This window comes from Streptomyces sp. NPDC059832 (genome assembly GCF_042731715.1).
Taxonomy (GTDB): domain Bacteria; phylum Actinomycetota; class Actinomycetes; order Streptomycetales; family Streptomycetaceae; genus Streptomyces.
In genome coordinates, this window is record NZ_JBHWIY010000028.1 from 77,328 (window position 1) to 103,317 (window position 25,990).

The 25,990-nt window shown below is 70.4% G+C and carries 24 protein-coding genes and 1 pseudogene; 10 read left to right on the forward strand and 15 right to left on the reverse strand.

Translation table 11 applies throughout. The features are described from left to right. Nucleotides 1-56: 56 nt before the first annotated feature. The 7 genes from ACFV8T_RS34435 to ACFV8T_RS34465 all read right to left on the reverse strand — a co-directional run bounded on the left by ACFV8T_RS34435 (nt 57) and on the right by ACFV8T_RS34465 (nt 10,085). Nucleotides 57-1,307 carry a GAF domain-containing protein gene (locus ACFV8T_RS34435; RefSeq protein ID WP_385335272.1) on the reverse strand — a complete coding sequence of 417 codons (1,251 nt, stop codon included), beginning with the start codon at nt 1,305-1,307 and terminating at the stop codon, nt 57-59. A 105-nt stretch (nt 1,308-1,412) separates the two neighbouring features. Continuing rightward, on the reverse strand, nt 1,413-2,006 hold the full coding sequence (locus ACFV8T_RS34440) for an N-acetylmuramoyl-L-alanine amidase (protein ID WP_385335275.1): 594 nt from the start codon (nt 2,004-2,006) through the stop codon (nt 1,413-1,415). A 40-nt stretch (nt 2,007-2,046) separates the two neighbouring features. Then, a complete protein-coding gene (locus ACFV8T_RS34445; RefSeq protein WP_385335277.1) occupies nt 2,047-3,063 on the reverse strand; it encodes an acetamidase/formamidase family protein in 1,017 nt (338 codons plus the stop codon). Then, nucleotides 3,060-4,004, reverse strand: coding sequence for an APC family permease (locus ACFV8T_RS34450; protein WP_385335279.1), 945 nt, complete (start codon nt 4,002-4,004; stop codon nt 3,060-3,062). The genes ACFV8T_RS34445 and ACFV8T_RS34450 overlap by 4 nt, the downstream gene beginning before the upstream one ends. A gap of 307 nt (nt 4,005-4,311) precedes the next feature. Beyond that, nucleotides 4,312-5,661 carry an esterase-like activity of phytase family protein gene (locus tag ACFV8T_RS34455; protein WP_385335281.1) on the reverse strand — a complete coding sequence of 450 codons (1,350 nt, stop codon included), beginning with the start codon at nt 5,659-5,661 and terminating at the stop codon, nt 4,312-4,314. 174 nt (nt 5,662-5,835) lie between these two features. Further along, nucleotides 5,836-7,206, reverse strand: a complete 1,371-nt coding sequence (locus tag ACFV8T_RS34460; RefSeq protein ID WP_385335283.1) for an SWF or SNF family helicase — start codon at nt 7,204-7,206, stop codon at nt 5,836-5,838. Further along, a complete protein-coding gene (locus tag ACFV8T_RS34465) occupies nt 7,203-10,085 on the reverse strand; it encodes a DEAD/DEAH box helicase (protein WP_385335285.1) in 2,883 nt (960 codons plus the stop codon). The genes ACFV8T_RS34460 and ACFV8T_RS34465 overlap by 4 nt, the downstream gene beginning before the upstream one ends. Nucleotides 10,086-10,384: 299 nt before the next feature. Between ACFV8T_RS34465 and ACFV8T_RS34470 the strand changes: the two genes are divergently transcribed. Together ACFV8T_RS34470 and ACFV8T_RS34475 are read left to right on the forward strand one after the other, a co-directional pair. Next, nucleotides 10,385-11,473, forward strand: coding sequence for a fatty acid desaturase family protein (locus ACFV8T_RS34470; RefSeq protein WP_385335287.1), 1,089 nt, complete (start codon nt 10,385-10,387; stop codon nt 11,471-11,473). An 83-nt stretch (nt 11,474-11,556) separates the two neighbouring features. Continuing rightward, nucleotides 11,557-11,739, forward strand: a complete 183-nt coding sequence (locus tag ACFV8T_RS34475; protein ID WP_266431015.1) for a hypothetical protein — start codon at nt 11,557-11,559, stop codon at nt 11,737-11,739. A 178-nt stretch (nt 11,740-11,917) separates the two neighbouring features. Here ACFV8T_RS34475 and ACFV8T_RS34480 read toward each other — a convergent pair whose 3' ends face one another. After that, nucleotides 11,918-12,883 carry a hypothetical protein gene (locus ACFV8T_RS34480; protein ID WP_385335289.1) on the reverse strand — a complete coding sequence of 322 codons (966 nt, stop codon included), beginning with the start codon at nt 12,881-12,883 and terminating at the stop codon, nt 11,918-11,920. Between the two features lie 117 nt (nt 12,884-13,000). Continuing rightward, nucleotides 13,001-13,309, reverse strand: a complete 309-nt coding sequence (locus ACFV8T_RS34485) for a hypothetical protein (protein ID WP_385335291.1) — start codon at nt 13,307-13,309, stop codon at nt 13,001-13,003. 117 nt (nt 13,310-13,426) lie between these two features. Between ACFV8T_RS34485 and ACFV8T_RS34490 the strand changes: the two genes are divergently transcribed. Continuing rightward, on the forward strand, nt 13,427-14,329 hold the full coding sequence (locus ACFV8T_RS34490) for an oxygenase MpaB family protein (RefSeq protein ID WP_385335293.1): 903 nt from the start codon (nt 13,427-13,429) through the stop codon (nt 14,327-14,329). Between the two features lie 24 nt (nt 14,330-14,353). Here the strand turns inward: ACFV8T_RS34490 and ACFV8T_RS34495 are convergent, their stop codons facing one another. From ACFV8T_RS34495 to tatA, 3 genes are all read right to left on the reverse strand, one after another. Beyond that, the gene (locus ACFV8T_RS34495) at nt 14,354-14,953 is read right to left on the reverse strand and encodes a class I SAM-dependent methyltransferase (RefSeq protein WP_385335295.1); all 600 of its coding nucleotides are present in this window, start codon (nt 14,951-14,953) and stop codon (nt 14,354-14,356) included. Nucleotides 14,954-15,202: 249 nt separating this feature from the next. Further along, nucleotides 15,203-15,778, reverse strand: a complete 576-nt coding sequence (locus tag ACFV8T_RS34500) for a TerD family protein (RefSeq protein WP_360550959.1) — start codon at nt 15,776-15,778, stop codon at nt 15,203-15,205. Between the two features lie 159 nt (nt 15,779-15,937). After that, nucleotides 15,938-16,126, reverse strand: a complete 189-nt coding sequence (tatA, locus tag ACFV8T_RS34505) for a Sec-independent protein translocase subunit TatA (RefSeq protein WP_266431027.1) — start codon at nt 16,124-16,126, stop codon at nt 15,938-15,940. A 255-nt stretch (nt 16,127-16,381) separates the two neighbouring features. On the opposite strand from tatA, the gene ACFV8T_RS34510 reads away from it, so the two are divergent. After that, on the forward strand, nt 16,382-17,809 hold the full coding sequence (locus ACFV8T_RS34510) for an LCP family protein (RefSeq protein ID WP_385335297.1): 1,428 nt from the start codon (nt 16,382-16,384) through the stop codon (nt 17,807-17,809). Nucleotides 17,810-17,838: 29 nt separating this feature from the next. On the opposite strand, the gene ACFV8T_RS34515 is transcribed toward ACFV8T_RS34510, so the two are convergent. From ACFV8T_RS34515 to ACFV8T_RS34525, 3 genes are all read right to left on the reverse strand, one after another. Continuing rightward, complete coding sequence (locus ACFV8T_RS34515; protein WP_385335299.1) at nt 17,839-18,231, reverse strand: GNAT family N-acetyltransferase; 393 nt, start codon at nt 18,229-18,231, stop codon at nt 17,839-17,841. Nucleotides 18,232-18,372: 141 nt separating this feature from the next. Further along, on the reverse strand, nt 18,373-21,093 hold the full coding sequence (gene mgtA / locus ACFV8T_RS34520) for a magnesium-translocating P-type ATPase (RefSeq protein WP_385335301.1): 2,721 nt from the start codon (nt 21,091-21,093) through the stop codon (nt 18,373-18,375). Then, entirely contained in the window at nt 21,077-21,442 is a 366-nt protein-coding gene (locus ACFV8T_RS34525) for an ArsR/SmtB family transcription factor (RefSeq protein ID WP_385335303.1), read from the reverse strand. The genes mgtA and ACFV8T_RS34525 overlap by 17 nt, the downstream gene beginning before the upstream one ends. A gap of 377 nt (nt 21,443-21,819) precedes the next feature. On the opposite strand from ACFV8T_RS34525, the gene ACFV8T_RS34530 reads away from it, so the two are divergent. The 6 genes and pseudogenes from ACFV8T_RS34530 (at nt 21,820) to ACFV8T_RS34555 (ending at nt 25,806) form a co-directional block, all read left to right on the forward strand. Further along, a complete protein-coding gene (locus tag ACFV8T_RS34530; RefSeq protein ID WP_385335305.1) occupies nt 21,820-22,461 on the forward strand; it encodes an ATP/GTP-binding protein in 642 nt (213 codons plus the stop codon). Nucleotides 22,462-22,602: 141 nt separating this feature from the next. Beyond that, nucleotides 22,603-23,016, forward strand: coding sequence for a roadblock/LC7 domain-containing protein (locus ACFV8T_RS34535; protein WP_385335307.1), 414 nt, complete (start codon nt 22,603-22,605; stop codon nt 23,014-23,016). A gap of 246 nt (nt 23,017-23,262) precedes the next feature. Continuing rightward, nucleotides 23,263-23,697: pseudogene (locus ACFV8T_RS34540) on the forward strand (DUF6397 family protein); the annotation flags it as partial. A 67-nt stretch (nt 23,698-23,764) separates the two neighbouring features. Continuing rightward, complete coding sequence (locus ACFV8T_RS34545) at nt 23,765-24,280, forward strand: DUF6397 family protein (RefSeq protein ID WP_385335333.1); 516 nt, start codon at nt 23,765-23,767, stop codon at nt 24,278-24,280. A gap of 148 nt (nt 24,281-24,428) precedes the next feature. Then, nucleotides 24,429-24,917 carry a GNAT family N-acetyltransferase gene (locus tag ACFV8T_RS34550; RefSeq protein ID WP_385335309.1) on the forward strand — a complete coding sequence of 163 codons (489 nt, stop codon included), beginning with the start codon at nt 24,429-24,431 and terminating at the stop codon, nt 24,915-24,917. A 268-nt stretch (nt 24,918-25,185) separates the two neighbouring features. Beyond that, nucleotides 25,186-25,806 (forward strand): LAETG motif-containing sortase-dependent surface protein, encoded by a 621-nt coding sequence (locus tag ACFV8T_RS34555; protein WP_385335311.1) that lies wholly within the window; start codon nt 25,186-25,188, stop codon nt 25,804-25,806. Nucleotides 25,807-25,990: the final 184 nt, after the last annotated feature.

A 25,990-nucleotide genomic window follows, 5' to 3' on the forward strand; every position in this document is an offset into this window, starting at 1 on the left:
CCCTCGGCGCGAGGGTAGGCAGCGGTACGTTGCATCCCCGTTGCACGGGGGAGCGACTACCGCTGCTCGAAGTCCAGCGCCCGTGCCCTGGCGAGCAGTGCCGGGCGCTGCCCGGCGGGAACGGCCGCGGCGAGTGCCTGCCAGACCGGCAGGTCGTCCTCGCCCCAGGAGCTGTACGCCCAGTCGGCCAGCAGCCCCGGGTCACCGCGCGCGATGAGTGCCGCCCGCAACTGCTCCTCGAGCCGGCGCCGAAGACGGATGACGGACGGCGCCTGCGAGGCCGGCAGCAGCGGCCCCGAGTAGGCGCCCAGCGCCGCAGCCACCGCGCCCGAGGCCAGCCTCCGCGCCACCGTGTCGAAATCCGCGTCGACCGGGGCGGAGAGACGGTAGGGGCGGGAGAGGAGGAGTTCCGGGCCGAGCAGCCGTCGCAGCCTGGAGAGCTCGGCCCGCAGGGTCACCGGGGTCACCGACTCGTCCTCGTACAGCTCGACGAGGAGTTCGTCGCCGCCCAGACCCTCGGGGTGGCGGGCCAGCGTCGCCAGGATCTCGCTGTGCCGCCTGCTGAGCCGGATTCTGCGGCCTCCTGCCACGAGCAGCGCCTCGTCCCGGCCGAGTGCGCTGAGCCGCACGGTCCCAACGGCCGGTGCGGGCGCGAGCAGTGCGAGCTGCGTCTCGGCGGCGCGTGCCACCGCCTGCACGAACGCGAGACTGTGCGGATGCGCGAGCCGGTCCCCGCCGGTGATGTCCACCGCGCCCAGGACCCGTCCCGTGTGCGGGTCGTGCAGTGGCGCCGCCGCGCAGGTCCACTGCTGGACCGGCCGCAGGAAGTGCTCGGCGGCGAAGACCTGCACCGGACGGTCCACGGCGATGGCCGTCCCCGGCGCGTTCGTCCCGGCCGCCGATTCGGCCCAGCGGGCGCCCTCCACGAAGTTCATCCGGCCGGCGGCCCGTCGGGTCACCGCGGGTCCTTCGACCCAGAGCAGTCTGCCGTACGCGTCGCACACCGCGAGCAGATGCTCCCCATCCGTCGCGTAGGCGCCCATCAGCTCACGGATCACCGGCATGGCGGGGGCCAGGGGATGCCCGTCCCGGTACGGTCCGAGATCGTCCGGACCCAGCTCGACCAGGGCCGCACCGTCCGGGCTGACCCTGGCCCGCGCCGAGCGCCGCCACGACTCACCGACGACCGGCCGGACCGGCTGCTCCAGTCGGCCCGCCGTGGTGAACACCTCGTGTGCGTGACGCAGTTGGCCGATCCGTTCACCGGGGTCCGCATCGGCCGCCAGCGCCAACCAGGGATCCTTCAACTCACCCTCCCGTCCAGGGGCGTCATGACCACCCATCGTCGTCGCAGCCGGCCGCTGCGACAACCGCGGGGCACAGGGCGGATCGGCCCGGGTATCGAAGGGGTGTCAGTTCGCCGAGTACAGATTGACGAGGCGGATGTATCGCACCCAGTCCCACTGCGGGCCGGGATCGGTGTGGTCGGTCCCGGGCACCTGGGCGTGGGCGAGGATGTGCGCGCGGTCCTTCGGGATGTCGTAGCGGTCGCACACCGAAGCGGTCAGCAGCGCCGACTTCTCGTACATGGCGTCGGTGAAGTACGAGGGCTGGTCCACCCAGCCCTCGTGCTCGATGCCGATGCTGCGCGTGTTGTAGTCCCAATTGCCCGCGTGCCAGGCGATGTTCTTCTCCCGGACGCACTGGGCGACGTAGCCGTCCGCCGAGCGCACCACATAGTGCGCGGAGACCTGCTTCGCCGGGTTCTGGAAGATCCCGATCGTGTTCGGATACGTCTCCTGGGTGACATGGATGATCACGTACTGGACCGGATAGGCCGAAGGGCGGCTCGACGCCGTGTAGTTGGAGGTGGAAGCGGGCGTCCAGTGGGCGAGCGGGTAGTCCGTGTCGCCCGCGGTCGTGGCGGCCATGGCGCGGGTGGAGGCCGGGATCAGGGCGGCTGCCGCCGTGGCGGCGGCGCCCTGGAGAAGCCTTCTGCGGTGCATGAACACTCCTGTGGGGGGAGAGGGGTTGAGGTCTGTCGGGTCAGGGGCTGGACAGCAGTGTCGCAGTCTCCCGCAGATGGCGGTGGAGACCGCGGTGGGGGTCACCTGCGGGCAGCCACTCCTTGCGGATCTTGGCCACGCAGGTGTAGTTGGTGTCGCACACATTGGCCAGCGGAGCCTCACCGGCCTGGCTGACCAGCTGGTAGGCGTCGAGTTCGGACAGGCCGTAGTCGCGCGCCAGCCACTGCACCAGGTCCAGCTGGGAGATCCGGAAGGCGTCTTCGAGCGGGCGCGCGGAGCCGGTCGACAGCAGATGGGTGTCGGACTCGATGCGCGGCCACGGAGTGGTGACACCCTTCAGCAGCTCGACGAGCACCACCGTGTTCATCGCGCACTCCACGGCGACCCCGCAGGTCTCGCCCTCGCCCTGGCGGGCATGGCCGTCCCCCAGACTCAGCAGCGCGCCCTCGACGTTGACGCCCAGATAGCAGGTGACGCCCGCCCGCATCTCGGGCGTGTCCATGTTCCCGCCGTGCGCATCGGGCACCAGCGCGGACCGTACCTCCAGATTCGCCGGAGCCACCCCGACCGTGCCGTGCATCGGATCCATCGGCAGCTCCACCTGGATGTCGCTGTCCCGGGCGCTGAACAGGCAGGTGCGGCGTGCCCGGTCGAGCTGCCACATCCACACCACCTCGGGCAGCGGAGCCTGCAACGACGCGGTGGCGTGGGTGGAGGTGAGCGCCCCGAAGAGCGGCACGGTCGTCGAAGCGGCCCAGTCCCTGGCCGGTTCGATGGACACGAAATGCACCGCGACGGTGTCGCCGGGCTCCGCTCCCACCACATGGAACGGACCGGTCTGCGGGTTGAGGAAGGGGAACTCGCAGACCTCGGAGACCAGGTCCTTCTCGGATCGGACCCGCCCGGCGAAGCAGTCCTCCGTGTACACGTCGAGGAACGTCCCCGGCTCGATCCGGGCGACCGGAGCCGCTCCGCCGAAGGTCCAGGCGTACTCGCCCTCCTCGGGGCGGACGGTCAGGATGCGGGGGTCGTTCATGGCTGCACTGCTCCTGTCTCTGCTGTCCCGGCCGGTGCCGGGGTGTCGTCACGATGGATCCGTCCGGTCTGCGCCACCCGATCCGGATGTCTGCGCAGCAGCACCGCCAGTACAACGATCCCGATCAGCATCCAGACACCGACGACCGGACCGGCGTACGAGACGGGCGCGCTGAGCTCGGAGACGAAGTCGAAAGCCGGGATTCCTGCGGCCGTCAGCAGCGCGGGGACGAACGCCGCGATGCCCAGTACCGGGAACAGGAGGTGGAGTACGGGGTTGACGGCGTCGCGGCGCCTTCGCAGGAAGTAACCGGTGCAGGACAGATTCACGATGATGTACACACCGATGATCACCGTGACGATCACGGTGGCCAGCAGCACGAACGCGGTCACCGGGTCATAGGCGAAACCCAGCCCGAGCGCCGCGCCGACCGCGATCACGAATTGCACGGCCACTGCGGTTACGGGGGAGCGGCGCCGCGGGTGGAGCCTCGCGAAGGCCTGTGGGAACACGCCGATACGGCCGAGCGCGAACGCCGTACGGGTCGACACAGTGGCACACGCGTTGGCGCTGGCCACGGTCGAGTTGACCACGGCGAGGAAGAGGGGCACCCAGAACAGCCCGAACGAGGCGCGGGCCACACCCTCCCAGGAAGCAGCCCCCGAGCCGCCGAATCCGGCGAATCTGTGGGGCCCGAAGTACACCGACATGGCATAGGTGGTCAGGACATAGACCAGGCCGATGGAGAGCGCCGCGCCGAGTACCGCGCGCCGCATGGTACGGCGCGGGTTCTTCGTCTCCTCGGCGAGCGGTGCCGCGGCCTCGAAGCCCGCGAAGGCGAGCACGGTGTAGACCGAGCCGGCGAAGATCCCGCTGATGCCGTCGAATCCGTCCGGCCCGATGGCATCACGTAACAGTCCGCTGCTGGAATCCCCCGACATCCCGCGGCTCCCTCTGTGTCCGATGACCGGAAGGCGTTGTCCGATGTGCGGCCGAGTGTCTCGCGCGCCCTACCGTACGGGCGCCGCGCGGGTGGCGGAAGACGGCAGGAAGCGGAAACGGCTTCGTGGAGAGGGGAGTACGCCGGAATGTGCGGCGATGTCGGCACGGGAGCGGGCAGTCGGGCCCAGGTGCACCCGTGGGCCGTGTGCGGTCGGTGAAGTCCCGGACGAATCAGGTGATTCGGTGATCCCGGTCCTCGGTGGGGACTCGTCGCCGAGGACCGGGATACGGCACGACGCCGGTAGGTCAGCCGCGCAGCGGGCGCGGCAGCCTCAGCTGCGTCACCGACGTCTCGATGCCGCTGTCGACCAGACGGCCGTTCGCGTCGAAGGCCTCGGAACCGTCGGTCATCCCGAAGTCGTTGTCGTTGATGAGAGCGAGCGTGTCCCGGCCCGTCACCGCCACCCCTTCGATCTTCCCGGGCACTCCCGCGACCTTGCCCAGGTCGACGACCAGGCTCTTGCGGAGCACCGGCACGCCCGACGCCGAGGGGGCGGTGAGCTCCTCGTACGAGGGAGACGTCGCCGGGTCGTCCCAGGCGGAGCCCAGAATGCCGGAGCCGTGCGGGAGCGTCACCCGGTGCAGCCTGGCCGCCTTGTCCGTGCGCTCCTCGACCAGCAGATCGTTCCGGCCGATCGCGACGACCGAGGAGATCTTCAGCTCGGAGGTGTCGTCCTCGCCCGGGTCCACGACGTCCACCGCGTCGAACCGGTAGGCGTACTCCGCGGTGACCACGCGCTTCTTCGTCGAGAAGCGCAGCAGCCGCACATTGCGCGAGGACTCGCCCGCGTCCTGGTCGGGCAGTGAGAGCGGACTCTGCACCGCAAGCACCAGATCGCCGCCCGGAAGAAGGGCCAGGCCCTCGAAACCGCGGTTGATCTTGCGGTGCAGGAGAACGCCCGGCAGCGCCTCCACCACCGGGTAGTCGGCGCCCGTCAGCCCGAGACCCTGCGGCACGTAGCGGGTCAGCACCCGGCCGTGGGCGGAGACATGCACCAGGGAGGGGCCGTACTCGTCGACGAGCCAGAAGCTGCCGTCGGCGGCGCGGACGATGCCCTCGGTGTCCAGACCGTTCGGGTCGTACCCCAGCGGCGTCTTCGCGTCGTAGGTGTACGGGGCCTCGTCGCGGTCCCGCTGGTTCGGCAGGCCGGTGACCGCGGCGCCGGACCGGGTGGTGATCGGGATGGCCTTCAGGACCCGGATGTGCTTCCCGCTGACCCGTATCTTGACGATCGCAGGGTCGAACCCGGGGACGGGGAAGGTACGCCGCTTCTTCCCGTCGATCTTGATCTGCCCGTTGGGTCCGCGGTCGGTGACGGTCCAGAACTCGCCCCGGCGGCCCGCGGGACAGATGTCGCTGCCGATGCCGCCGAGTCTCACCCCGCGGTCGTCCGCGACCGTCCCCGGCAGCAGCCCGTTGCTGAAGCCCGCCAGCGGAATCTCGCCGAGCACGGCCGTCCCGGTGGCCCGAGCGGTGCGCTCCGGACGCTCGTGCCGGTCCTGTGCGCCGGTTGCCGTTCCGGCCACGCACACCGTGCCGAGCAGGGCGAGCGGCAGGCCGGCTGCAAGGGAACGACGGACAACACGCGCGGACATGGGGCCTCCTGGGGCACGAACAGCTCGGACGGTCGTCAGGTTCCGTCCTCGGCATCAACGCGCGGTGACATCCAGTTGAACGCACGGACAGAACAGGACGACGGGCGGGGACGGAGGCACTCCTGCGGCTCCACCGCCCGTCGCCGGTCGCCCGGAGGCCGTACGAACGGGCCCTCAGTCGTCCGACATGCCCGAGCCCCCCAGCGCAGCCGCCGGATCATCGTCCGCCGGACCCGCCGGGACCCAGCGCCCGCCTTCCTTGCGGTACGGCCACCAGCGCCCGTCCCGTCCGTAGCGGAGCTGCACGCCACCGTCCACGGCGGTCCAGCGGTTGCCCACCGACCGCAGCCGGGGCCGCTCGCCCTCCTCCCACGCCTCGGCGATCCGGGCCCGCGCCCTGGCCAGGGCCTCCGGATCGGGTACCCACTCCTCTTCGAGCACGGCGAGCGCGGCCACCCCGCCGTACCGCCACGCCCGCACCGCCGCATCGAGATCGGCCCGTCGCCGCTTAGAACCGGTGATCAAGCGCTTCGCGATCCACGGCTCGGGCCTGGCCTCCGCGACCAGCCGTACGGCATCCTCCTGCGGCGTCAGGTCGGCCGGCAGCGGCTGCCGCTCGTGGCCGGGGGAGAGCGCCTCGGCCAGCATCCGGTGGGCACGCGCCGCACTGTCCGTGGCCAGCATCTCCAGAGCCGCCGGATCGACGCCGGCCTGCGGTTCCGCCTCCGTGTCCAGCGACGGCGCCGAGCCGGGCTCCGCGGGCAGCGGCGGCGGAGCGGGCAACGGGGGCAGGATGTCCCGCGCCGCGAACACTTCGTCCGCGCGCACGCCCCGATCACCGGCCTTCGCCCGCGCGGCCGCGGGCCCGTCGGCGGGATCGGCCGGTGCGCAGGCCCCGTGCCCCTCGGCTCGGGCCGCGATGCGGACGTGCAGTTCGTCCAGGAGCCGCCGCTCACCGCGCCCCCGTATCAGCAGCAGCACGAACGGGTCCTGGTCCAGCAACCGCGCCACCTGGTAGCACAGGGCGGCGGTGTGCGGGCAGTGGTCCCACGCGTCACAGGTGCACTCCGGGTCCAGATCGCCGATCCCGGGCAGCAGCTCCACCCCGGCCGCCGCCGCGTCCTCCACCAGGTGCGGCGGCATCTCCCGGTCCAGCAGCGCCGCGATGTGCCCGGCCCGTTCGACGGCCATGCCGAGGAGGCGTTCCCAGTCCGCCTCGCTCAGCTCCTGGAGCAGCACATCGCTGCGGTACGCGGACGAGTCCCCGTCCCGGACCACCGCGGTGATCCGGCCGGGCCGCACGGAGACCGCGCCGACCCGGCCCTCGCGGGCGAACCTGCGCCCCTTCTTGAGCTGCTGGCCGTCCAGTGCGGTGTCCTCCAGGGCCTTCAGCCACGCCCGGCCCCACCAGGACTGGGCGAAGTCGCGGCCCCGCGCGGGCGGCAGCGCGGCGAAGGTACGTTCCTGCCCCGGGGCGGCGTTGTCGCTGTCCTCGCCCTCGTACTCGCCACCGTCGTAGCGGTCGCCCTCGTGTCCGTCACTCATCGCGTGCCCCCTCGCAGCTCCACCAGATCGGCCAGTTCCGCATCGGTCAGTTCGGTCAGCGCCGCCTCGCCGGAGCCGAGCACCGCGTCCGCGAGGCCCTGCTTGCGGGCCAGCATGTCGGCGATCCGGTCCTCGATGGTGCCCTCGGCGATCAGCCGGTGGACCTGCACCGGCTGGGTCTGTCCGATCCGGTACGCGCGGTCGGTGGCCTGGGCTTCGACCGCCGGGTTCCACCAGCGGTCGAAGTGCACGACATGACCGGCCCGGGTGAGGTTGAGACCGGTGCCGGCCGCCTTCAACGACAACAGGAAGACCGGGGCCTCGCCCGCCTGGAAGCGGTTGACCATCGCCTCGCGCTCCGCGACGGGCGTACCGCCGTGCAGGAACTGCGTACGCACCCCGCGCGCCGCCAGGTGCTGTTCGAGCAGCCTGGCCATCTGCACGTACTGGGTGAACACCAGCACGCCGGCCTCCTCCGCCAGGATCGTGTCGAGCAGTTCGTCCAGCAGCTCCACCTTTCCCGAACGGTCTGCGATCCGCGGCTCGTTCTCCTTCAGGTACTGCGCCGGGTGGTTGCAGATCTGCTTCAGCGCCGTCAGCAGCTTGACGACGAGGCCCCGCCGGGCGAAGCCGTCGGCGTCGGCGATCGCGGCCAGCGTCTCGCGCACCACCGCTTCGTACAGACCCGTCTGTTCCGGCGTCAGCGACACCGTGCGGTCCGTCTCGGTCTTCGGCGGCAGCTCCGGCGCGATGCCCGGGTCGGACTTGCGCCGCCGCAGCAGGAACGGCCGCACCAGCGCGGCGAGCCGCTCGGCAGCCGCCGGGTCACCGCCCTCCGCGGTCCGTGCGTAGCGGGTACGGAAGGTGCCGAGCCGTCCCAGCAGACCGGGCGTCGTCCAGTCGAGGATCGCCCACAGCTCGGAGAGGTTGTTCTCCACGGGAGTTCCGGTGAGCGCCACCCGGGCCTGTGCGCCGATCGTCCGCAGCTGCTTGGCCGTCGCCGAGTACGGGTTCTTCACGTGCTGCGCCTCGTCGGCGACCACCATGCCCCACCGGATCTCCCCGAGCTTGGCCGCGTCGAGCCGCATGGTGCCGTACGTGGTGAGGACGAACTCGCCGTCCGACAGGTCGGCAAGGCTGCGCGATCCGCCGTGGAAGCGGCGTACCGGCGTACCCGGCGCGAACTTCTCGATCTCCCGCTGCCAGTTCCCCATGAGCGACGTCGGGCAGACCACCAGCGTCGGACCGGCGGCCGATTCGATGCTCCGGCGGTGCAGATGCAGAGCGATCAGCGTGATGGTCTTGCCGAGACCCATGTCGTCGGCGAGACAGCCGCCGAGGCCGAGCGAGGTCATGGTGTGCAGCCAGTTCAGACCGCGCAGCTGATAGTCGCGCAAGGTGGCGGCGAGGGCCTCGGGCGGGCCGACCGGCTGCTGCCCGGCCGCCTCCGGGTCGGCCACCCGGCGGCGCAACCGCTCCAGCCAGCCGGTGGCCCCGACCTCGACCCGGTGGCCGTCGACCTCGGTGGAACCGGTCAGGACCGCACCCAGCGCATTGATCGGCGTGACCTTGCGGTCCTGGGTCTCGCGGGCTCGCCGGGCCTCCTCGGGGTCGATCAGCACCCACTGGTCCCGCAGCCTCACGACCGGCCGGTTGGCCTCGGCGAGGCGGTCCAGCTCGGCGCGGCTGAGCTTCTGATCACCCAGCGCGAACTGCCAGTTGAACGCCAGCAGGGCGTCGGCGGACAGCAGCGGTGGCGCCTCGGAGCCGATGCCCGCCGCCCCGTCGCGTTCCTCGCTCGCCTCGCCGTCGGGCGGCCCGATCACGGCACGTGCCGTGAGCTTGCGGGCCAGCTCCTTGGGCCAGTGCACCTGGACCCCGGTCGCGGCAAGTGCCCGTCCGGCGGGGCCGAGGAGTTCGGCGAGCTCGTCGTCGGCCGGCTCCACGGAGTCGGGCACCGCGGCGGACAGCAGTGGAGACAGCGGAGGCCAGGCACGGGCGGCCCGGCGCAGCGCCGGCAGGGCGTCCATCCGGGCGCGCGGGCCGAAAGCCGCAGCGGTGCGGGCGCCGCCCGCCCAGACCTCGGCGGCATCGGCGACCAGTGTCGGATCGCTGACACTGTGGATCTGCAGGACGGCCCGGAAGACAGGGCCGGCGGACCGCTCGTCGTCCTCGTCCGGCGCGGTGAGCCCGGACACCTCCACCCGGAGCGAGAGCCGGACGCCCGCGTCGTGCCCGGCCGCGACATCGGTGGCCCAGGCCCGTTGGCCGGGGAGCTGCTGCGGTTCGTCCGCGGTGAAGGCCGGGCCGCCGCCGGCGAACGCCGCAGCGGGGGTGCGGGGCAGACCGTCCGCCACGGCGTCGAGGAACGCACGCAGCAGCCGCTCGGGCTCGGGCAGCAGAACGGGCTGCGCGGCCTCGTCGAGCGGCACCGCGTGGGCCAGGGGCGGCATCGAGGCCGCCAGCGTCCGGATCCGCGACTGGTCGTCGGCGGTCAGCGGACCGGCCCGCCAGGCATCGTGATCCGTGGCGCTCAGCCCCGGCAGCAGCAGGCCGCGGGCGGCGAATTGGAGAGCGAGGAGAGCGGCCGCACCCCAGAACGCGGTTGCGTCGGAGGCATGCGCCGAGGCCCGCGCACGCGTCAGCACTGGCAGCGCTTCGCGTACCGGAAGCAACCGTGCCGGTACGGCGTAGGCCCGCGCGTCGGCGCCGACGACGACCAGCTCCGCCACCGATCCGGGACCATCGGGCGGGCTGCTGCCGTCCGGGTGCCAGAAGGCGACTCGGCCGGTGCGGGAGGGATCCCCGGGCAGGAAGACCACGGAGCAGGCGGAGAGTGCGGAGATCTCGGAGAGCGTTGCCGCAGGGAGTCTGTGCACAGTGATGCCGAGTTCCTCAAATTTGACTAGTGGGGGTCGGGTCGCCGAGGGTACCCCACGGATTGCCTCGCCCGTGAGCGGATTCGCCGTGACCTGTGCCACATCCTGAACCGCCGGGGTGCCGGACCACTCATCGGCCGGGGCGGCGTTCCGTGCTCCGAGGGGGGTGGAGGTAGCACCCCCCTCGGAGGAGGGGGGTTTACCCCCGGGGACCCCGGGTGGTGGCGCCATGGTTGCAGCACATCCGGTCACCGTACGTTTCTACGGGTCGGCGCAGCTTTTCAGAGACCGGAGACGTCATGCCCCAGGCCATAGCCACCGCAGCGGAAGGCACCCGTGACGGTGCGGGAAGTACTGCACCGGGAAGTGCGACAGGTGCCGCCGGAGCCGTTCAGGCTCAAGGGAGCGACTTCGCGCCCCTGCTGCGGACCGTGAAGGGGCAGGGCCTCCTGGAGCGGCGGACCGGGTGGTACGCCGCCGGCATCACCGCCAACCTGGTCGCACTCGGCGCGGTGATCACCGGCATGTTCCTCCTCGGCAACACCTGGTGGACCCTGCTGCTCGCGCTGCCGCTGGCGATCTTCTGGTCGCGCACCGCGTTCGTCGGGCACGACGCCGGACACGCCCAGATAACCGGCGAACGCAGGACGGGCCGGGCCATCGGCCTCGTGCACGCCAACCTGCTGCTCGGCATGAACGAGGCGTGGTGGAACGACAAACACGTCCGCCACCACGCCAATCCCAACCACATCGACAAGGACCCGGACGTCGGCGTGGGCGCCCTCGTCTGGACACAGAAGCAGGCAGCCCAGCGCGAGGGCTTCGCCCGCTGGCTCACCCGCAACCAGGCCCGCCTCTTCTTCCCGATGCTGCTCCTCGAAGGCATCGCGCTGAAGATCTCCGGCTTCCAGTACCTGCGACAGCAGCCCGTCCGGGAACGAGCGCTCTCGGCACTGCTCCTGGTCGCCCACCTGGGCCTCTACGCAACGCTGCTGCTCACCGTTCTGTCCCCGGGCAAGGCCATCGTCTTCGCGCTCGTCCACCATGCGTTGTTCGGGCTCCACCTGGGCATGGCTTTCGCGCCGAACCACAAGGGCATGGAGATGCCCGACCCCGACGGCGAACGCTGGGGCCACCTCCAGCGTCAGGTCCTCACCTCGCGCAACGTACGCGGCGGCATTCTCACCGACTGGTTCCTCGGCGGGCTCAACTACCAGATCGAGCACCACCTCTTCCCGAGCATGCCCCGCCCCCACCTGCGCCTGGCGCAGCCCATGGTGCGCGCCCACTGCGAGGCGCTGGGCATGCCGTACGCGGAGACCGGGCTGATCGAGTCCTACCGGCAGGCACTGCAGCACATGCACGAGGTCGGCGAGCCCCTGAGGTGAGTCCTCGCCCTGCTGGAACCGATGGGCGCGCACACGCGTTCTCACAGCAGATGCGGCTTCGGGCCGCGAAGGAGGCATGGACGATGTCGAACAGCGCGAAGATCGCCATCGGGGGAGTGGTCGTAGCGGTCATCCTGATGCCGTTCATCGGTTTCTGGCTGTCGTTGCTGGTTCTGGTCGGAGTTCCGGCGATCGCGTACCTGCTGCTGGACCCCGGCCAGCGGCGCAGGCTCCGCAGGATCACCCGCAAGGAGATAGGCCGCTGAGAGGGACGGCTCCGCCTCACGCGGGGCTCGTGGGGCACTGACCGTGGTGATCGGGAACGAGACGTATTCGTTCACCGAGGCGAACCCCCTCGCGCACTGGAGCGCGCGGAGGCCCGCAGGGCCGGACGGCATCGGGGGCCCGACGGACAGCGCGTCTGCCGAGTCCCCGCAACCGGGCTCAGGCCGGCCGTACCGCGAGTGCGTCCAGGGCCTCCAGGAGGCCGGGCAGTCCGGTGCCGCGTCCGACCGGCAGCACCTCGCCCGGCTCCTCGTCCAACAGGATGAAGGCGATGTCGTCGGTCCGGGCGACCAGTGACCAGCCGGGGCCGTCGGCGCGCAGCATCCGGGCGTCGCCCGTGGCGAAGGAGGACCGGACACGGCCGGGCGGCGGCGGGGCGTCGATGTAGTCCTGAGCCTGTGCGAGCGCCCGCCGTACACCGGGGTGCACTCCGGAAGGTGCGTCCGTGGCCGCCCTTCCGGATTGCTTCTCGGCGGCGGCTTCGGACCTGTCGACGGTTTCAGGCCCGGTCTCGACGTCCACCTCGCCCTCACCCTCACCCTCTACCTCAGGTTCAGACCCGGGTTCGGCGACGGGCTCGGCCCCGGTATTGTCCGTGCCCGCCGGAGTGCTGAAGGCCGTCTCGTCGTCGATCTGCTCGCGCCAAGTGGTCCACTGGTGCGCTATCTCGTCCGCTCCCATGCGTCGCTGGGCCGGTCCCCACGACTCCGTGTCCGGCGGAGCCAGCGCCTCCGGGGCGGTGCCCTCGGCCTCCAGGTCCGGCAGCGGGTCGTGCGGCGCGGCCACGCCCGGCGCGGCGACCGCCACCGGGAGCGGCCAGCCGGGCAGTGCGCAGACCACCGAACGATCGTCGGGCGAGAGGTCGTACTCCATGCCGCAGTCCCAGGCCGCGATCGCCACGGCGACCAGCGACACGTCCTCGACGACGACGGTCCACCGCGCACCGCTGCCGTCCTGACCGAGGACCAACCCGTATCCCTCGGCGTACGGCTCGACGGCGAGCGCCGCACAGGCGGCCGGATAGTCGTCACCGAGGACGCTCGGGAACTGCGCCGGTGTCAGCAGCACCGCGGTCAGCACATACAGCGCGTCGTCGTCGGCGACCGTGTCGTTCGGCGCGGCCACGGCACCCTCCTCGTCCGTCGTCGTTGTCCGTCGGCGCACCCTAACGAGTGAGTAACCCACTCGTCGAGGCCCTGACAAGCGAAGACGTCAGTTCCGTGGTACGGCGGATGGCACCCCTCATTCGGCGGGGAGACCGAGCAGCGTACGGGCCACTGTCTGCGGCGACTCGCCGCGCTCGCGCGCCAGCGCGATGACGGCCCGGCAGGCCAGTTCGCTGACACCGAAGGAGAGTGCCTCGGGCGACACCCAGCCGCTCGCCTCGTCGATCCGCGCCTGATCCTCCTCCACGGATGCCGAGACGAAGGTGGCGGCCGCCTCGAAGAGATTGTGCTGTTTGCGCCGGTCCTCCTTGGAAGGCGCCGCGGACTGATCCCCCTTGCGATCGGGGGTGACAACCTTCCGCAGACTTCCGATGATGTCGATCATGGGGACCGCCTTCCCGAGGAGCTGCACGTCTGTGGCTTGCCCGTAACTACATGACTACATGCGGTGTTCCCCGCCGACGTAGAGTTGGACCTGCGGCCGATACAAGGGGGCAGAGCGGTGAAGCGGTACGACCGGCTGAAGGAGATTCAGTGTCTCGATCCGGAGGGGGACTTCCTTCGAATCTACCGGATCATGGCCACCTATGAGTTCCCCTGGGACATCGCACGCGCTCTGGAACTGGCCCTCTACCGCACCTATGCCGTGCCGAGCATCGGCCGACTCCTCGCGCGGACCGCCGAACTGACGGACCGTTCACAGAAGCGCTACGACGACACCGCACTGCTCCTCGACGCGGTCCTGGAACACGGCTTCGACAGCGACTTGGGGCGTACGGCCCTCCGCCGGATCAACCAGATGCACCGCAGCTACGACATCAGCAATGACGACATGCGCTATGTGCTGTGCACCTTCGTCGTCACCCCGAAGCGTTGGCTCGACAGCTACGGCTGGCGCCGGCTCTCCGACCACGAAGTGCGGGCGTGCGCCGCCTACTACCGGACCCTGGGCGCGCACATGGGAATCAAGGAACTGCCGCGGACGTACGAGGACTTCGAGCGCACCCTCGATACCTATGAGGCCGAACATTTCGGATGGGACGAAGGAGGACGCCGCGTCTCCGACGCCACCCTGGACCTGATGGGTTCCTGGTATCCGCGCCCCCTGGCCCCCGTCGCGCGCAAGCTCGCCCTCGCGCTGCTCGACGATTCCTTGCTGCGGGCATTCCGGTACGAACGCCCCGGTTCCGCGGCCCGTAATCTCACGCATGGGGCTCTGCGGCTGAGGGCGCGGGCGGTACGACTCCTGCCGCCGCGTTCCACACCGCACTACGCCCGGCAGAACCCGGAGATCAAGGGATACCCGGACGGCTACGAGGTCTCCGGGCTGGGGACGTTCCCGCTTCCGGGCGTCGGCGGCTGTCCGGTCCCGCACAACCGGCGCCCCGAGGCGCCCGTGGAGTGAGTACGAGGGTGCAGGGCGGGCAGGTCAGGACGTCCGCACGGCAAGGGCGAGGAACCGGTCGTCCTCATCGGTGTACGCATCGAGCCGCCAGCCCGAACGTGCCAGCAACGGGCGCAGGTTGGGCTCGGCCCGCAGATCGTCGTCCGTGATCGGGCGGCCGTGGCGTGCCGCGAGGGCGGCTCGCCCGATGGGGTGGAAGAGTGCCAGCCGTCCGCCCGGTCGCACCACCCGTGCCAGCTCCGCCAGGTCGGGACCGGGGTGCGACAGATGGGAGATCAGCCCGGCCGCGAACACCGCGTCGAGCGCCCGCGATCTCAGGGGCAGACGGGCGACATCGGCGAGGAGCAGCGTCCCTTCGCGGTCGCGCCGCGCCACTGCCGCCGACTCCAGCATCGCCGGTGTCAGGTCCACGCCCAGGACTGTGCCCTGCGGCCCGACGGCCGCTCGCAGGGCAGGAAGTGCCCGTCCCGTACCGCAGCCGGCGTCGAGCACCGCGTCCCCCGGGCGCAGCGAAAGGGAGTCGGCGGCGGCGGCGTAGGCGGGCCCGTCGTCGGGGAAGCGGGTGTCCCAGTCCGCCGCGCGCGCTGTGAAGAAATCCTGGACGTGTGTGTGGTCGTCGGCCATATGGACATGATCGCGTAGTTGCCGACGGAGCGAAACGTCGGGAAACGCGGTAGGTGTTCGAGCGCTGGGTGATCGTTGGTCGGGCCGCCCCGGCCCGTCCGTGCGCTTGCCGGACGGGGCGAGCACCTACTGCGCGAGGTGGTCAACGGCTTGCGAGCCCTCTGGGGCCGGGCGGGCCCCGCCTCCCCGCTCCGACGGAATGGAGGGGGCGAAGGGGCCCGCGCCCGTTGTACGTGAGGTTCTTCCCGGTCAGACGTTGACGCCGTAGTCGGACGCGATTCCCGCCAGACCCGAGGCGTAACCCTGGCCGACCGCACGGAACTTCCACTCCGCGCCGTGCCGGTACAGCTCGCCGAAGACCATGGCGGTCTCCGTCGAGGCGTCCTCGCTGAGGTCGTAACGGGCCAGCTCGACGCCGTTCGCCCGGTTCACCACGCGGATGAACGCGTTGCGGACCTGGCCGAAGCTCTGCCCGCGGCTCTGCGCGTCGTGGATGGAGACCGGAAAGACGATCTTGGCCACATCCGCGGGGACCGTCGACAGGTCCACATTGATGGACTCGTCGTCGCCCTCGCCCTCACCGGTCAGGTTGTCGCCGGTGTGCTGGACCGAACCATCCGGGCTCGTGAGGTTGTTGTAGAAGACGAAGTGCAGGTCGGAGAGGACCTTGCCCGCGTCCGAGCACAGCAGCGCACTCGCGTCCAGGTCGTGGTCCGCGCCCGTCGTCGTCCGTACGTCCCAGCCCAGGCCGACCGTCACTGCGGTCAGGCCGGGTGCCTCCTTCGACAAGGAGACGTTGCCGCCCTTGGCCAGGGTCACACCCATGAAACATCCTCCATTGATCCAGTGGTCCAGCGATGTGGTGAACGGCGCTGTTTCGGCCGTCACCAGGTCAACGACGGCGTCGTGACCATGGTTCCCATGCTTGCGCAAGCCCTGAAGTGAACGTCTGCGAGGCGTGCCGTACGTTGGTGGGCCGGGGCACTAAGCCAGCGGGTCGGTGCGGGGCCCCTGCGCATCGGTCTCCTTCATGGCCTTCGCCTCACTCTTCAGGATCCGCATGGATTTGCCCAGGGCTCGGGCCGTGTCCGGCAGTTTCTTCGAGCCGAACAGTGCGATCACCACGATTGCCACGATCAACAGGTGCCAGGGTTCGAGGCCGTTGCGCAACATGTGCGTCCCGCCCTTCCTTTCGGTGCTTTGGCCGGTGTTTCCGCTCGGCGTCCGCCGACAGTGCTTCAAGCTGACTATGAGTAGGTCGGATGATCCACTCGAACATCAATGCTTGCTACATTGCGCAACTGTACAACCATGGGGTGGCGGAGCACGTCTTACCTCATGGACAGCGGACGGACGGGGTGGCCGATGACGGGAAGTCGCACAGCGGGAGCGGGCAGGGGAAGGGGAGTGCGCCTGCGGCGGACAGCCATGTTCGGGCTGTCGTTCCTCGTGCTGCTGGTCGCCGGCGTCGGGTGGGGCTACCTCAAACTCGGCGGCAGTATCGACACCTTCAGCGCGGACGGGATCTCCGGCGACCGGCCGCCCGGTTCCTCGCAGGGGCAGAACGTCCTGGTCATCGGATCCGACTCGCGCTCGGGCGACAACGGCAAACTCGGCGGCGGCACGGGCGCGGTGGGGCGCTCCGACACCGCGTTCCTCCTCCATGTGTACGGCGACCAGAAGCATGCGGTCGCCGTATCCGTTCCACGTGACGCGCTGGTCGACATCCCGGCGTGCAAAGGGCCCGACGGCCGGTGGACCGCGCCGCAGCACAACGTCATGTTCAACGGCGCGTTCTCGGTGGGGGAGACCGCCGAGGGGAACCCGGCCTGCACCCAGAACACCGTGGAGCATCTCACCGGCCTGCGCGTGGACCACACCGTCGTCATCGACTTCGCCGGATTCTCCGCGCTGACCTCGGCCGTCGGCGGCGTACCGGTGTGCCTGCCCCAGGACATCTACCAGCGCGACCTCAGCCCGAAGCGGCCCACCCGAGGGGCCAGGATCTTCACGAAGGGCCCGCAGACCGTCTCGGGGCAGCGGGCACTCGACTACGTCCGGTTGCGGCACGGCATCGGTGACGGCTCGGACATAGGGCGGATCAAGCGGCAGCAGGCATTCGTCGCCGCGCTCATCAAGAAGGTCAAGTCCCAGGGACTGAACCCCACCACTCTGCTGCCCCTGGCCAATGCGGCCACCGACGCGATGACCGTCGACCCCGGACTCGGATCGGCCGACCGTCTGTTGTCCTTCGCCATGTCGATGAAGAAGATCGACCTGCACAACACCAAGTTCGTCACCGTTCCCTGGCGATACGAAGGCGCACGCGTCGCGATCGTCGAACCGGACGCCGACGCGCTCTGGGCCGCGCTGAAGGCCGACCGTACGGTCGACGGCAAGGACGCCAGCGGCAAGGGGTCGGGCAAGGGCGACGGGAAGGACAGTGGCCCGGCGTCGCCCAAGGCGGACGTCCCGGTCTCCGGCAAGGGAATCACCGTTGCCGTCTACAACGGAACCACGGTCAGGGGGCTCGCCGCCCAGGCAGCCGAACTCCTGCGTTCCCGGGACTTCACCGTCACGACCACGGCCACGGCGAGCAGCCAGGACCACACCTCGACCGTCATCGAATACGGGCCGGGGCTGCGGGAGGAGGCGGAGACCACCGCACGGCTCTTCGCCGGAGCACGGACGACCGCGTCCGACACGGCCGGAATCCAGGTGATCCTGGGCAGTTCCTACGCCCAGAACCCATCGGCCGCACCCGGATCACCGTCGCCGTCCACCGTTCCGTCCACCGTCGCCGACGAGGCCCGGTCGGCCGACGACGACCCGTGCGCGGACCTTTCCTACGGCTGACCGGCCACCAGGAGCGGGGGACACAACCCTCAGCGCGGTGTACCGGCAGTCCGGAGCTGCAGCGCCGGGTGACGGGGTGCCGCGAAGCCGTACGACTCGTACGGCGCGGCCCCGTCCTCGGTGACGTTCAGACCGACCACCGTGATCCCGGCCTCTTCGCGGAACCAGCCGAGCAGGGCGGCGAGGCAGACCTGTGCATGACCGAGGCGGCGCCGGCGGGGATCGGTGCTCACATTGGAGACGTGCCCCTGCAAACGGTTAGGGTTCGCCGAGCCTGAGGCATGCCTGTCGCACGTTTCGACCGTACTGGAGACGACGCCGAGCGCGGGATCATCGACCAGGAACGCGGCGAACACGCCGGGATGGCGCAGCCACTCGGCGGAGGCCGTCCGCCACGGCGCGTCGGGGCCGCCCGTCTCCACCCCCCATCTCGGCCGGCATCAGCCCGCGCAGCCGTACCAGGGCGGGCACGTCTTCGAGCGTGGCACGGCGGGCACGCACCACCTGCCCGCCACCGGGGCCGGTATTCGGGTCGGACTCGGGGTGGTCGATGCGCGACGGGATCATGAGTGGCTCCACTTCCGCTCGTAGCGGGTACGGGCCGCCCGCAACCCGTAGGCGTACAGGACCAGCACCGTTGCCAGCAACAGGTAATAGAGCGGTGGCAGCGCGCTCATGCCCAGCAACCCACCGAGCGGGGTGGGCGGCAGCAACAGGCCGACCACCGCGAGACCGCACGCGGCCAGCCGCAACGGGCCGCCGCTGCGACCGCCGGCAATGCGTCCACCCGTACGGAGCAGCAGCATCACCAGGGCCTGGGTGAGCAGGTTCTCGGTGAACCATCCCGAGTGGAAGGCCTCCTGCCCGCCCGATGTCGCGGAGCCGTGCAGCGCGAAGGCCAGCACGGCGAACGTCGCCAGGTCGGCGGTGGCGTTCAGCAGGCCGAACCCCGTGATGAAGCGGAGGAAGTCGCGCGGACGCAGCACCATTGGCCACCGCAGCACCTCGGACGCGGGCCGGTCGAAGGTGAAGGCGAGCTGCGCCACGTCGAAGCACAGGTTCTGCACCAGGACCTGCGCCGGAAGCATCGGCAGGAACGGCAGCATGAGACCCGCCGCGAGCATCGCGATGACGTTGCCGAGGTTCGACGAGAGCGTGATGCGCAGATATGTGGCGATGTTCCCGCTGCTGCGCCGGCCCGCGGTGATCGCGTCATCGATAGCCGCCAGGTCCTTCTCGGCCAGCACCACGTCCGCGGTCTCCCGCGCCACATCGACCGCGTTGCGCGGGCAGATGCCGACGTCCGCCGCGTGCATCGCGGGCAGATCATTGACGCCGTCACCGAGGAACCCGGTGGTCCGCCCGGCGGTGCGCAGCGCGGAAACGATCCGTGCCTTGTGCTCCGGTGTGCAGCGGGCGAAGACCGTGACCCGGTCGGCGGCCTCCGCGAGTGCCCCTTCCGACAGCGCGTCGATCCGCTCCGCCGGCATGACCTCGCCCGGATCGAGGCCGAGATCCCGGCAGGCACGGGCGACGGTCCCCGGATCGTCACCCGTGAGGACCTTCACGGCGATGCCCCGGTCCCTCAGCGCGTCCAGCGCATCGGCCGCGCTCGGTGTGAGTGAGTCCCGCAGAGCGACGAAGCCGAGGAACGTCAGTCCCCTTTCGTCGGCCGCGGTGTACGCACGCGGCCGGGCCGGACGATCGGTACGGGCCACGGCGAGCAGGCGCAGGCCGCTCGCGGTCTCCCGGGCGGCGAGTTCGCTCAGCCGGATCCGTTCGGTCTCGTCCAGCGCGCACCGTTCGAGCACCGCCTCGACCGCTCCCTTGGTCACGAGCGTGTGCACGCCGAGCCGTCCGGGTCGGCGGACGACCGCGGTGGCGAGGCGGCGTACCGGATCGAACGGCAGCGCGGCGACGCCGTCGTACGCGGACAGTGTCTCCTCCCGCTCCTCGGCCGCGTCCAGCACTGCCTCGTCGAGTGCGTCGGGGGCCGGTAGATCGGCGAGCTGCAGCGTCCACAGCGCGTTGACGGCGGCCCAGTGGAGCGCCTCGGGATCGGAGTGGCCCGACGCGTTCAGCGAACGTTCGACGACAGGCCGGTCCTGAGTGAGGGTTCCGGTCTTGTCCACGCACAGCACATCGATCGCACCGAGGTCGTGCAGCGCGGGCAGTCGCTTGACGATGACCCCATGGTCCTTGGCGAGCAGCGAAGCGCCCCTGGCCAGCGCCGTCGTGACGATCACCGGCAGCATTTCCGGAGTCAGCCCTACCGCCACCGCGACGGCGAACGGCAGCGTTTCGAGGCCCCGGCCGCGCAGCGCCGCGTTGGCCATGAGCACCAGTGGCGGGGTGAGCAGCATGAAGCGGATCAGCGTCCAGGAGATCCCGTGCACCGAACGGTCGAAGGCGCTCGCGCCGCGGCGGCGCGCCGAACCGTCGTACGCGGCGGCGAACCGGATTTCCGCACCCGTTGCCGTCACCACCGCCGTACCGCTGCCGGACGCCACGCTGCTGCCTTGGAAACACAGCTCCGGCCGAGCGAACAGTCCTTCCTGGTCGCGGCCCCCGGCGCCGGCGGCGCGGGGCCGCGACGGCGTGTCGACAGGGTGCTTGGCGACCGGCGCCGACTCCCCGGTGAGCGCCGACTGATGAACGGTCAGGCCACTCGCACGCAACAGCCGCACATCGGCGGGCACGAGATCCCCCGGGCCGAGCCGGATCACATCGCCCGGCACCAGTTCCCCGACCGGCAGTTCACGGGCCCGCGGCGCGGCGTCCGGTCCTGCCCGGCGCAGTACGGTCGCGGTGGTCGCCACCAGCTCCCGCAGTGCGGCCGTGGACCGGTCCGCCCGGTGCTCCTCCGCGGAGCGCAGCAGACAGCTGACGACCACGAGCACCAGCGTCACGCACGCCGTGCCCCAGGAGGCCACCGCCGCCGAGACCAGGCCCAGACACAGGAGCACCGAGGTGAAGGGATCACGCAGACTGCGCAGGAAGCGACGGGGCCAGGAGACCGGACGCCAGGCCGGCAGCGTGTTCTCGCCGAACCGCGTCAGCCGTTCCCCGGCTTGTTCCTCCAGCAGCCCCCGCGGTCCGCTGTCCAGTGAGCGGAGAACCTGAAGCGAGGTCGGTGCGGCCACCGAGGAGCCGACAGGTGCGACATCCGTGGCGGCGCCTTCGCCGGCTTTCGCGCCCGCCATCGGCACGACGACGGCGGACGGGCCATCGGGATCGGTGCTGCCGGGACCTGCGGCGGCACTGCTCTCAGGCACCGAGCCCACGGAGACGTGAGGCTTGCGCGGGCGCGTGACCGGCGCGCTCCGCGAGCTGGCCGACCATCAGCCGGACGACGGTCACCACATCGGGGTCGTCGACCAGGTACACCTGGCGGCGTCCTTCGCGCCGGGACCGTACGAGACCTGCCAGTTTGAGTTTCGTCAGATGCTGGCTCACCGACGGAAGGGTGCCGCCGACCCGGTCCGCGAGTCCGGTCACATCGCTCTCGCCCTGGGACAGGGCCCACACGATGTGCAGCCGCGCAGGCGTCGCCAGCAGGCCGAAGGCCGCTGCGGCCTCCACCAGTACCTCCGAGGGCGGATCCTCGAAACCGCCGCCGGCAGCTGTCGACACTCTTGCTCTCCCTGTCCGCGTGGCCCGATTCCTCACACCCGAAGTATTCAGTGTAGGTGCCGGACGTCCACTGTCCGCAGGCTGCTCGGGCAGCCGCGGCAGCGGACCGGCCTTTGTGCGCATGACCGGGAGCGGCAGACATGTTCCGGAAGGAGTGTCGGATTGTGGACCGATCCGGGCAGCAAATGGGCCAAAACGGTCACAATACCAAAGAATCGATCTCGCCCCGCGGCGCAGGTTCTTGTTTGCCATGCTGTCGGCCTGCGAAGGCGGGAGGACGGTGTGTGCTTGCCGACCCTTCACGGGATCGCTGCTCTCAAGGCGGCTCTGACCTGTGCAGTCGGAGTTCAGGGACTCACTGGTCAGCGAAGTGGCCGATGCATTCCGAGCACACTGAGGACGCATACGGAGAGACGGCCGGAGAGGCCGCGGAGACCGATGCTCTCGCACTGAAGGTATTGGTCGCCGGAGGCTTCGGGGCCGGGAAAACGACGCTGGTCGGTGCCGTCAGCGAGATCCGGCCGCTGCGGACGGAGGAATTTCTCGGCGAGGCGGGGCGGTCGGCCGACGACACGGACGGGGTCGATCAGAAGACCACGACCACCGTCGCCATGGACTTCGGACGGATCGCCATCCGCTCCGGCCTTTCGCTCCATCTGTTGGGCACGCCGGGGCAGGACCGCTTCTGGTTCCTGTGGGACGAATTCCTGTGGGATGAACTCTCCCAGGGCGCGCTCGGGGCCGTCGTACTCGCCGGCTCCGGTCGGCTGGAGGACTGCTTTCCGGGCGTCGACTACTTCGAGCATTGCCGCATACCCCTTGTCGTTGCGGTCAACTGCTTTGCCGACGCCCGCGTGCACGGCGAACGCGAGGTGTCCCGCGCCCTCGATCTCGACCTCCGCACATCCGTCGTCCTGTGCGACGCGCGTGACCGGGACGCCGGCGAGGAAGTCCTGATCCGCATGGTCGAGTATGCCGGCCGGGTGCACACCACCCGGCTCCTCGACGCGGTGAGCTGACCCTCCCGGGAGCTCCGCCGCCTTCCTCCCGCGGATCCGGACCAAGCCACATGACGGAGTAGTGCTTGCCCCCGCGTGACCAGTGCGCAAGGCTTACGGCAACGGGGCACGGGGAACGTATGAGCGGGGAGGAGCGGGGAAATGGCGCTGGACAGGGGACTCGACTGGCTCCTTGACGACCTCACGAGCAGGGTCGAACACATACGGCACGCGTTGGTGCTGTCGAACGACGGACTGGTGACGGGGGCGAGTACGGGGCTGGCCCGCGAGGATGCCGAGCATCTCGCCGCGGTCTCGTCCGGGTTGCACAGCCTGGCCCGTGGGTCGGGACGCCACTTCCGGGCCGGGAAGGCCCGGCAGACCATGGTGGAGTTCGACGAGGCACTGCTCTTCGTGACGGCCGCCGGGGACGGCAGCTGTCTGTGCGTGCTGAGCGAGGCCGAGGCCGATGTCGGCCAGGTCGCCTACGAGATGACACTGCTCGTCAACAGGGTCGGTGAGCATCTGGGCGTCGCCGCGCGGCAGGCAGCGGGCGAAGGGGCCGACCCCGTCTGATCCGTCCGCGTCTGGTCCGTCCGCGTCTGGCCCGTCCGCGTCTGGTTCGACCGCGGAAGTTTTCCACAGGGCGGGCGGAGGGATTCTCTTCCGGGTTACGGTGCTCACAGAGAGTAATCGAGTCTCACGGGGGAGAACGTCATGGCTGTTGCTGAAGATGTGTGCACGAAGCTCGCCGGCACGAAGGCGGCGAGCATGGCCACCGAAGGCACGCTGGCAGTGAGTACAGCGGCCCAGGAACTCCGGATGAAGCGGGGCGAGTTCGTGATCGCCGTGCATCTGGGGCTGATCCACCTGACGGCGCGACCGGACGGGGGAAGGCCGAGGGTCGGCTGCGGCGAGATCGACCGGCTCCGGTCGCAGGACGGGTTCCCGGAGGCACTGCGGGAGAAGGTGCGCACGGTCGGGACGGCAGAGGGGGCTCAGCAGCTCGGGATCAGTCCGGACCGCTTCACCAAGCTCGCCCGTGCGGGATGCTTTACGCCGATCACGTTCTACCTCAATCGGTACCGGGCGATTGTCTGGCTCTATCTCGCCGACGAACTCGCAGGGTTCGCCGCCCGCGAATCCCGGCTCCTGGCGGGCAGGAGCCCGGCCTGGCTGCTCGGCCGGTTGGAGGCAGGCGCCGACTGCCGGGCGCGCAACTGGCGCTCACGCCGGGTCGAACGGCTGCTGAGCCTGACGGAGGAACCCTGGGCCCGCGCGGCCGTGCTCGCGGACACGCTGGACCCGGTGCAGTTGGGGGGAGGTGGTCGACGATCCTTACGAGCGCGCGTACCTCGCCAGGCTCCGGCCCGAACCGGCCTTCGGGCCGACTGGTCCGGCACTGGCGCGAGAGACCATGGCGCACCTGATGCAGGCCGACGAACCGGACGAGATGCTGTGGCGGCGGGTGACCCTGATCATGGAGTTGGACAACGCCCGGGAGACCCGACCGGCTCCGAGCCCGCGCGGCGAATGGCGCGACTTCCATCGTTCGGGGAACGGGCGCGCACCGCGCGCCGAGAACGGGCACGTACCCGGGCCGGACTCCCGAGCTGATGCCGGACCCGTTCCGGCGCCTTCTCCCGCTCCCGCTCCGGCCCCGGCGCCCGTTCCCGCTGTCCCACCATGTTCCGGTGCGGCGCCCGGTCCTGACCACGCGCCGACAGGCGTGGCGGAACCTGCACTCGGGCTGCTTGCCCGGATCGGTCTGCGCAGGCGCGCATCCAGGGCTGAGGGGCGGGGGCACTCCGGTCCGGGGCGCGCGCCGTCCGGCGTATGACACGGCGGATGCCGCCGGCCGCGACCGATGCGCAACTGCCGGACGGATAAAGGACTCGCGGAGGGAAGGAGTTCTCGTGGAGGGAAGAAGCTCTCGCGGCCGAATAAAGAACTCGCGAAGGAAGAACGGCACCGGCATCCTAGCTCCCATGCTGATCAGGGAAGCCACCACCGAGGACTGGCCGGCCATCTGGCCGTTCTTCCACGAAATCGTTGCCGCGGGCGAGACCTTCACGTACCCACTCGATCTCGACGAGCAAGATGCCCGCTCCTGGTGGCTCCTCAAGTCGCCCAACCGTACGGTCGTCGCGGTCGACGACGACGGGACGATCCTCGGCACGGCCAAGATGAACAACAACCACATGGGCAATGGCTCGCACATCGCCAGCGCCAGTTACATGGTCGACCACAGGCATTCGGGGCAGGGTGTCGGGCGGGCCCTGTGCGAGTACACCCTGGAGTGGGCTCGCGCGTCGGGATTCAGGGCGATGCAGTTCAACGCGGTGGTGGAGACGAACATCCACGCCGTAGGGCTCTACCGCTCGCTCGGTTTCGAGATCCTGGGAACGTTGCCGGAGGGTTTCAACCACCCGGAACAGGGCCTTGTCGGGCTGCACATCATGCACCGCCGTCTCTGACGACGCTTTCGCCGGTCTCTCCTTCGCAGTCCGCACCGTCCGCACCGTCCGCGTCCTTCGCGTCCTCCGCTCCAGTGCTCGCCTTCCCACGCCGCTGCCCACGTGGTCCCCTCCTCCACGCCATGTCCGTCATATCCGAACCAGTGGTGATGTGTGGTCAGTTGATGCAACAGGTGCTTCGTGGGGCGGGTGCGCACGGTGCCGACGGGGGCAGTACTCTGCGCCCCACCGCCATTCGGGCGATGAAACACATGCGGAGGAAGAATCCATGACCATACCCAGGAGATCGTTGCGCGCTGCGGGAACACTCGCGGCCGCTGCGGTTGTCGGCCTGACCGGCGCGGTGCTCACCGCCGGCCCGGCCGCAGCTCACACCCCCACCTGGGCCGTGAACTGTTCCGAGGTGAACCTTGACCTGACCGCCTACAACAGCAACGTCACCAACCAGGTGACCGTCACTGTCGACGGCAAGGACCTCCTGCCCACCGAGACCTTCGGCAAGGAGTTCCACAAGAAGCTCGAGCTGCCCGAGCACGACAAGGAGCTGACGGTCCACCTCGTCGTCAAGGCCGGCGACGGCGACAACTTCTCGCGCGACGAGACCAAGACGGCACCCGTGTGCGAGGGCACCACCCCGTCGCCCGCGCCGTCCGAGGGCACGCCGTCCCCGGCTCCTTCCAAGGATGCGCCCGCCGCGAGCGCCACGCCCAGCGAGGTGCCTTCGAATTCCGCTCCCGCCGTGGTCCCCCCGAGCCCCAGCTCGCCGGACCTGGCCGAGACGGGCTCCTCGTCCGCCACTCCGATCATCGCCGGAGCGGCCGTGGCCGTGCTGCTGGCGGGCGGCGGCATCATGTGGTCCGTGCGCAAGCGCCGTACCGCACAGCACTGACGAATGAGCCGGTGGTCCTGACCGAGTACAGCTAGGCCAGGACCACCGGTCGAGGCGGTGGCGGGACCCACCCCCCGTTCGTGGGGGGCCCCCCCCCCCCCCCCCCCCCCCCCCCCCCCCGCCCCCCCCCCCCCTCCCCCCCCCCCCCCCCCCCCCCCCCCCCCCCCAAAAACCCAGCCGCAGA